This is a genomic window from Chryseobacterium sp. L12 (assembly GCF_056133985.1).
Map to the genome: position 1 here is coordinate 82,162 of NZ_JBVYOF010000005.1, position 6,117 is coordinate 88,278.

Consider the following 6,117-nt stretch of genomic DNA (forward strand, 5'->3'; position numbering starts at 1 on the left):
ATCAAAAATTTTTTTTTGATATTTATGCCCTTCCTGTAAAAAGCAAACATTATAAAAGTGCTATTTGTTTATTTTTGGCAAATCTACATTTTATTTTAGAATAAATTAAATTAAAAAGTATCGTAATTTATTATATATTAATAATATTTAATAAAATAACATGATTTTTATCATTTTACCAAAATACAGATACCTAGGTATGTCCATATTTTAATATTATGTCTAAAGTATCGGTAGAAATATTAGTCAATAACAAAAATGCCTGATTTGTCAACCAAGCAAAAAGACTACTGTAAAGTAAGATAAATATAACCTATAGGTAAGAGTAACTATTTACGGTTTACAAAATTCATAATGATTTGATTAAACTCCTCTTTCCTGTCTATTACAACATTGATCGGCCAGTAATAAACCAAATCTCTCAGATAATCAAAAGTTTTAAGACGAACATAATCTTTTTCGGTAGTAAGAATCAGTTTATATTCACCCATTTTTTTGTACTCTGCCAAAATATTTTTAATGTCAGAGTCAGAAAAATTATGGTGATCTCTGAATTTTAGATGTTTCACTCGCTGAGAAAACTTCGCAAGATGTGCCAGTAAAGGTTTAGGATTCGCAATTCCTGTAATCAAAAGAATATCGTAATAATTCAGATTATTATCAGGCAGCATTTTATCTCTTGAATAAACGTTTTCATCATATCCAATGGAAGAGAAAAATACTTTTTGATGAGCTGTTGGTTTTATTCTGGAAATATAATAGCGTTTTGTTTCTTCCGTTAACTCATCCGGACATTTGCTAACCATAATAATGTCGGCTCTTTTAGCTCCCGACCTTGATTCTCTCAAATCTCCCGCAGGAAGAATATGATCTTTAAAATAAGGATCATTGAAGTCGGTCATAAGAATATTAAAGCCTGCTTTGATGGGTCTGTGCTGCATTGCGTCATCCAGAATCAGAACATCCAGATCCATATCATCAATCACCTTTTTTGCTCCGGGAACTCTTTCTTCCGAAACTGCGATTACAAAACGGTTTTTAAAACGCTCAAAAAGCTGCATCGCTTCATCGCCAACAGTTTTATAATTGCTTTCATAATTGGTTACTTCATACCCTTTTGTCAATCTTCCGTATCCTCTGGAAAGAACGCCGGTTCTGTAATTTTTTGACAAAGATTTTGCCAGATACATCACCATAGGAGACTTTCCGCTTCCGCCCACAGACAGATTACCGACATTGATAATCGGCGTTTTAAATTTAGTAGATTTAAAAATTCCCAGATCATACATCGTATTACGAAAACCCGTAACCATGTGAAAACCTAAAGAAAAAGGATAGAGATACCATCTTTTCATACGTTGGCAAAAATAAGAATTTTAAAAACTATCTGATGATGTTTTTAGTCAGTTTTTACAAAATATTCACATCAATATTTACATTAAATTAAAGTATTTTTGCAAATAGATTTTTAAAAACCTCATCTTGAATTAAAACATATCAGCTTTGAGATATTTTATAGAATTTTCATACAACGGTAAAAATTATTTCGGTTATCAGATTCAGCCAAAAGACATTTCCGTACAGGAAGAGCTTGAAAAAGCACTTTCTACCATTCTTAGAGAACCTATCAAAACCACAGGAGCAGGACGTACCGACACCGGAGTTCATGCAAAAAAAATGTTTGCTCATTTTGATACCAGTCAGGATTTATCTCCACAGCTTGTACATCAACTCAACAGTTTTTTACCGAATGATATCGCTGTTTATAAAATATTTAAGGTAAAAGATGACTTTCATGCCCGATTTGATGCTACTTTCAGAACGTATGAATATTACATTTCATTAGAAAAAAATCCTTTCACACAGGATTCTGCATGGCAACATTGGAGAAGACCATTAGACATCAATAAAATGAATGAAGCCTGCAGAATTTTATTTGATTACGAAGATTTCACAAGTTTTGCCAAGCTTCATACCGATAACAAAACCAATCTTTGCTCCATCTATAAAGCCAAATGGGAGCAAAACGGAACAGAATTAAAATTTACTGTTTCGGCCAATCGTTTTTTAAGAAATATGGTAAGAGCAATTGTAGGAACTATGGTAGATATCGGCGCAGGAAAAATTCAGCCAGAAGACCTTCGGAATATCATAGAAAATAAAAACCGCAATTCTGCAGGTACATCAGCACCTGCTCACGGACTTTTTTTGGTTGATGTAGGATATGATTTTGAATAAATACTTATATTCGCTATAAAAAACTTAATCATGCTGTCTATTTTCATTGCTATTGCAGCCTACAGGTATTATGCCGGATTAGCCGAAAAGTTCGGTAAAACAAAATGGCATTTCGGTCTTTTGGCGGTCGTTATTTATTTTGGGTTTCAGGTATTATTCCTTTTTTCTTACTCATTTTACGTAGCTGTTTCTAATCCGGACTCCTTGAATGACAACAATTATGCAGGATTTTCATTAATGAATATGATAAGCTGGATTTTTGCCATTGCGGCTGTTTATGGATTTTATAAAATTCTTGAAAAAAGATTCGAAAGAGGAATAATAAAAACTAATGTAAGTGAAATTGAAGAAATTGGATCTGATCCAACTAAAAACTTTCTTTAGAAACATTCATCAGGTCAATAATCATCATCTGCAATTTTCTATCCAACTTCTTCGAGCATTCAATTTATAAAGCCGTATTTTTGCAAAGATTTTTTTTATATAATTCCTTGCGAACCTTCGTACAATGAAAAAACAAGACACCTGGGCGATTATTAAACGGCTTTTTTTTATCGGAATGAAATTCCGGTCCTGGTTTATTATCACCCTCATCATTTCTATTATTTTATCTGTAGTTTCTACCTACCGACCCTATCTTACAATGCAGATTGTAGATAATGACATCACCAAGCTTAAAGATAAAGCTTTGATGATGAAGCATATTTATATGCTGGTCGGATTGGTTTTTGCCGAAACTATTTTAAATTTTTTTCTGGTTTACTTTTCCAATTATATTTCTCAAAATGTGATCCGCGACATCCGTGAAAGGCTGTATCATAAACTGATTTATTTTAGGACAGCTTTTTTTGATAAAACTCCGATCGGGCAGTTGGTTACCAGAGCTGTAGGTGATGTTGAGACTATTGCAACCGTTTACACAGACGGATTCCTAATGGTTTTCGGTGATGTACTCAGAATTGCTTTCGTATTATTTATGATGTTTCAGGTTGATGTGCACCTCAGCTATATTTCTTTGGCAATTTTACCATTGATGGTGGTGATCACAAGATTTTTTCAGAAAAGACTTAAAAAAGCTTTTGGAGATGAAAGATCATGGACTGCGACACAAAACTCGTTTGTACAGGAACGATTAGCAGGAATGTCTATTATACAGGTTTTTAACAGACAGGAATCAGAATTTAAAAAGTTTGACGATATTAATATTACTCTGAAAAGTGCTTTATTGCGTACTGTATTTATCTTTTCTCTGTTTTTTCCTGTTGTGGAACTTATTTCGTCGCTTTTTATTGGTTTTGTGCTTTTTTACGGTGGTTACATTACCATCAGTGCAGGGGTTGTAATTGCATTTATTCAATTTATTTCCATGCTGATCCGTCCTTTGAGACAAATTGCAGATCGTTTCAACAACATTCAGCGCGGAATCGTGGGAGCTGAAAGAGTTTTAGGAATAATGGATGAAGATTATGCCATGACCAATACCGGAACGGTGAAAAAAGACCATTTTGCAGGAAAAATTGACTTTAAAGACGTACATTTTTCTTACGATGACAAACAGGAGGTTTTAAAAGGAATAGATTTCACAGTAAATCCCGGGGAAACCGTTGCTATCGTAGGTGCAACCGGAGCAGGAAAATCTACCATTATCAGTTTAATCACAAGATTATATGACATCAATTCCGGAAAAATTCTAATAGATGATATTGAGCTTAAAGATTACGAGCTGTATAATCTGAGAAGTCATATTGGTGTCGTTCTGCAGGATGTATTTCTCTTCCACGGAAGTATCTACGAAAACCTTGCTTTTGGTGATGATGATATTACTTTAGACAAAATAAAAGCTGCGGCTAAAGAAATTGAAGTAGATCATTTTATTGAACAGCTTCCGGGAAGTTATGATTATGTAGTAAGCGAAAGAGGGTCTTCAATTTCACTGGGACAGAGGCAATTGCTGTCTTTCCTCAGAGCTTATCTTTCTGATCCTAAAATATTAATTCTGGATGAGGCAACCTCATCTATTGATCATGAAAGTGAGAAATTAATACAGCGTGCAACAGAAAAAATCACACAAAACAGAACCTCCATTATTATCGCTCACAGACTTTCTACAATAGAAAAAGCAGATAAAATTATCGTCATGGAACATGGTAAAATTGTTGAGGAAGGAAAACATCTGGAATTGTTAGACAAAAACGGCTATTACTCAACTTTATATAAAGCTCAATTGAGACATGAAGTTGAAGAAGAGGCAAAGAAATAGAATAAAATAGTCATAATACTACTAAAGTTTGAATCTGAGATTCAAACTTTTTTTGTTAATAAGTCCGTTTCAGTAACGTAGAATTGATATTCAGTTAATATTTGGTTAACATTAACCTGTTTAGGTATAACTTTTGCATATACTTAAAACCATTACAATACCCTCATTTTATCTGGAAAAATACGGTAATTTTTAACAAAAATTACTTTATACCATATATTACAAAGGGTAATACAATGTAAGCAAATCAATTTTTAACTAAAACCAAAGTAAAAAGTAATAAGATGAATACTACACAAGACGAATTTTCAGTTTTTAAAGAAGAACTTAAAAAGCTAAATATTGAAGTAAAAAAGATCGTGAAAGTAGGAAACGGCAGCATGGATTTCCATGAAGTGTTTTACAAATCCCCACGATATGACGACGTAAAAACTGTATTTGTACAGCGACATACTCTTGATAATCTGATTTCAAGATTCAGAGAATGCTATACTTAAGAAAAAAAACAGCGGTAAAGAAATTTAGCCGCTGTTTTTGTATAACTAAAAACGATATCCTAAAGAAAAACCAGTTCTAAATCCCGCCCAAGGTCCGTCTATATTTATTTTGGCACCTGAAGAATTGGTTTCCACGGTATAGTCTACAAAAGGAATATCAAGATTTTCAATTTCCTGCTTTAGCTGAGCCTGCATTTCAGGGGTAAGAACTACATCACCTGCAAGAACAAAATTTCCTTTTCCTTTGCCGTAATGTGCCCCCGCAATCCAGAAATCTAAAATAAAATTATGTTGTCTGGTAAGGAAAAACTGAGCTCCGATCATCAATCCCCCGCTATTTCCGCTTGCGTCTCCATTTCCTTTCAGCGGGATCGGAAATACTGTTCCCAAAGCATTGTAATCATAAGTAAAGCCGAATGTATTGGAAGAAACTTTTGAATACCTGTAATAAGGAGCAAAATAAAAACCTTTTCCATATCCTTCACCAATGTAAAATCTTGGCTCAATGGTAAAATTGGTCGCTTTAATCCTTACATTCTGAAAGTTTTGCTCATCTTTTTCATCCAGAAAAGCATTCATAAAAGGTACTCGTCCTTCCGCAACAGTTCCGAAACCTATATTTACGGCAAACCATCTGTTGATGGATCTTTCGTATGAAAGATTAATGTTTCTGAAAGCAAATCCCGTAACATTGGTTTTGATGATGTTCATCTTATCTTCAGGGATAAAATTCTGAACAGAGCTGCCCAAAATATTATCCTGCGCAGAAATTTCAGACATAAAAAATGCTGAAATTAAAAGTAATAGTTTTTTCATTGTGACTGGTGTATAAGGTGGTTATATTAAAGCAAACAAAAACCGTTCTAAAAACGAACGGCTATAATTTTTTTTGAATATCCGGAATTAGAAATAATTTATGTATATTTGTTGAAAATCAGATTATTGAGATGAATTTATTTAGTTTTACGGCACATTTTGGCACAGAAGAAGCTTGCAGCAGCCACTTTAAAGCAGAAAGAGACAAGCTGGGATTTGTTTGTAAATGTGGGATCAAAGAATATTCTTGGATAAAAAGTGTTTGTTAGTATGAATGTAAAAAATACAGAAGTATAAACTCAAGCA

Annotated in this window: 6 protein-coding genes and 1 pseudogene; 5 read left to right on the top strand and 2 right to left on the bottom strand. The window is 33.4% G+C overall.

The window, feature by feature from the left end:
• Positions 1–329: 329 nt before the first annotated feature.
• Entirely contained in the window at positions 330–1,355 is a 1,026-nt protein-coding gene (gene lpxK, locus AC0NBN_RS04380; protein WP_143885260.1) for a tetraacyldisaccharide 4'-kinase, read from the bottom strand.
• A gap of 148 nt (positions 1,356–1,503) precedes the next feature.
• Between lpxK and truA the strand changes: the two genes are divergently transcribed.
• The 4 genes from truA (at position 1,504) to AC0NBN_RS04400 (ending at position 4,995) form a co-directional block, all read left to right on the top strand.
• Positions 1,504–2,238, top strand: a complete 735-nt coding sequence (gene truA, locus AC0NBN_RS04385) for a tRNA pseudouridine(38-40) synthase TruA (protein ID WP_160813507.1) — start codon at positions 1,504–1,506, stop codon at positions 2,236–2,238.
• Positions 2,239–2,268: 30 nt separating this feature from the next.
• Complete coding sequence (locus tag AC0NBN_RS04390; RefSeq protein ID WP_160813505.1) at positions 2,269–2,622, top strand: hypothetical protein; 354 nt, start codon at positions 2,269–2,271, stop codon at positions 2,620–2,622.
• A 124-nt stretch (positions 2,623–2,746) separates the two neighbouring features.
• Positions 2,747–4,498, top strand: coding sequence for an ABC transporter ATP-binding protein (locus AC0NBN_RS04395; protein ID WP_160813503.1), 1,752 nt, complete (start codon positions 2,747–2,749; stop codon positions 4,496–4,498).
• Positions 4,499–4,782: 284 nt separating this feature from the next.
• Complete coding sequence (locus AC0NBN_RS04400) at positions 4,783–4,995, top strand: hypothetical protein (RefSeq protein ID WP_143885264.1); 213 nt, start codon at positions 4,783–4,785, stop codon at positions 4,993–4,995.
• A gap of 45 nt (positions 4,996–5,040) precedes the next feature.
• On the opposite strand, the gene AC0NBN_RS04405 is transcribed toward AC0NBN_RS04400, so the two are convergent.
• A complete protein-coding gene (locus AC0NBN_RS04405) occupies positions 5,041–5,811 on the bottom strand; it encodes an MATH domain-containing protein (protein WP_160813501.1) in 771 nt (256 codons plus the stop codon).
• A gap of 131 nt (positions 5,812–5,942) precedes the next feature.
• Here AC0NBN_RS04405 and AC0NBN_RS04410 point away from each other — a divergent pair.
• Positions 5,943–6,068, top strand: a pseudogene (locus AC0NBN_RS04410) (IS1595 family transposase); the annotation flags it as partial.
• Between the last annotated feature and the right edge of the window lie 49 nt (positions 6,069–6,117).

Excerpts from the sequence above, each read along its gene's own strand:
- lpxK (WP_143885260.1), bottom strand. The coding sequence starts at position 1,355 with ATGAAAAGATGGTATCTCTATCCTTTTTCTTTAGGTTTTCACATGGTT.
- AC0NBN_RS04390 (WP_160813505.1), top strand. The coding sequence starts at position 2,269 with ATGCTGTCTATTTTCATTGCTATTGCAGCCTACAGGTATTATGCCGGA.
- AC0NBN_RS04395 (WP_160813503.1), top strand. The coding sequence starts at position 2,747 with ATGAAAAAACAAGACACCTGGGCGATTATTAAACGGCTTTTTTTTATC.
- AC0NBN_RS04400 (WP_143885264.1), top strand. The coding sequence starts at position 4,783 with ATGAATACTACACAAGACGAATTTTCAGTTTTTAAAGAAGAACTTAAA.
- AC0NBN_RS04405 (WP_160813501.1), bottom strand. The coding sequence starts at position 5,811 with ATGAAAAAACTATTACTTTTAATTTCAGCATTTTTTATGTCTGAAATT.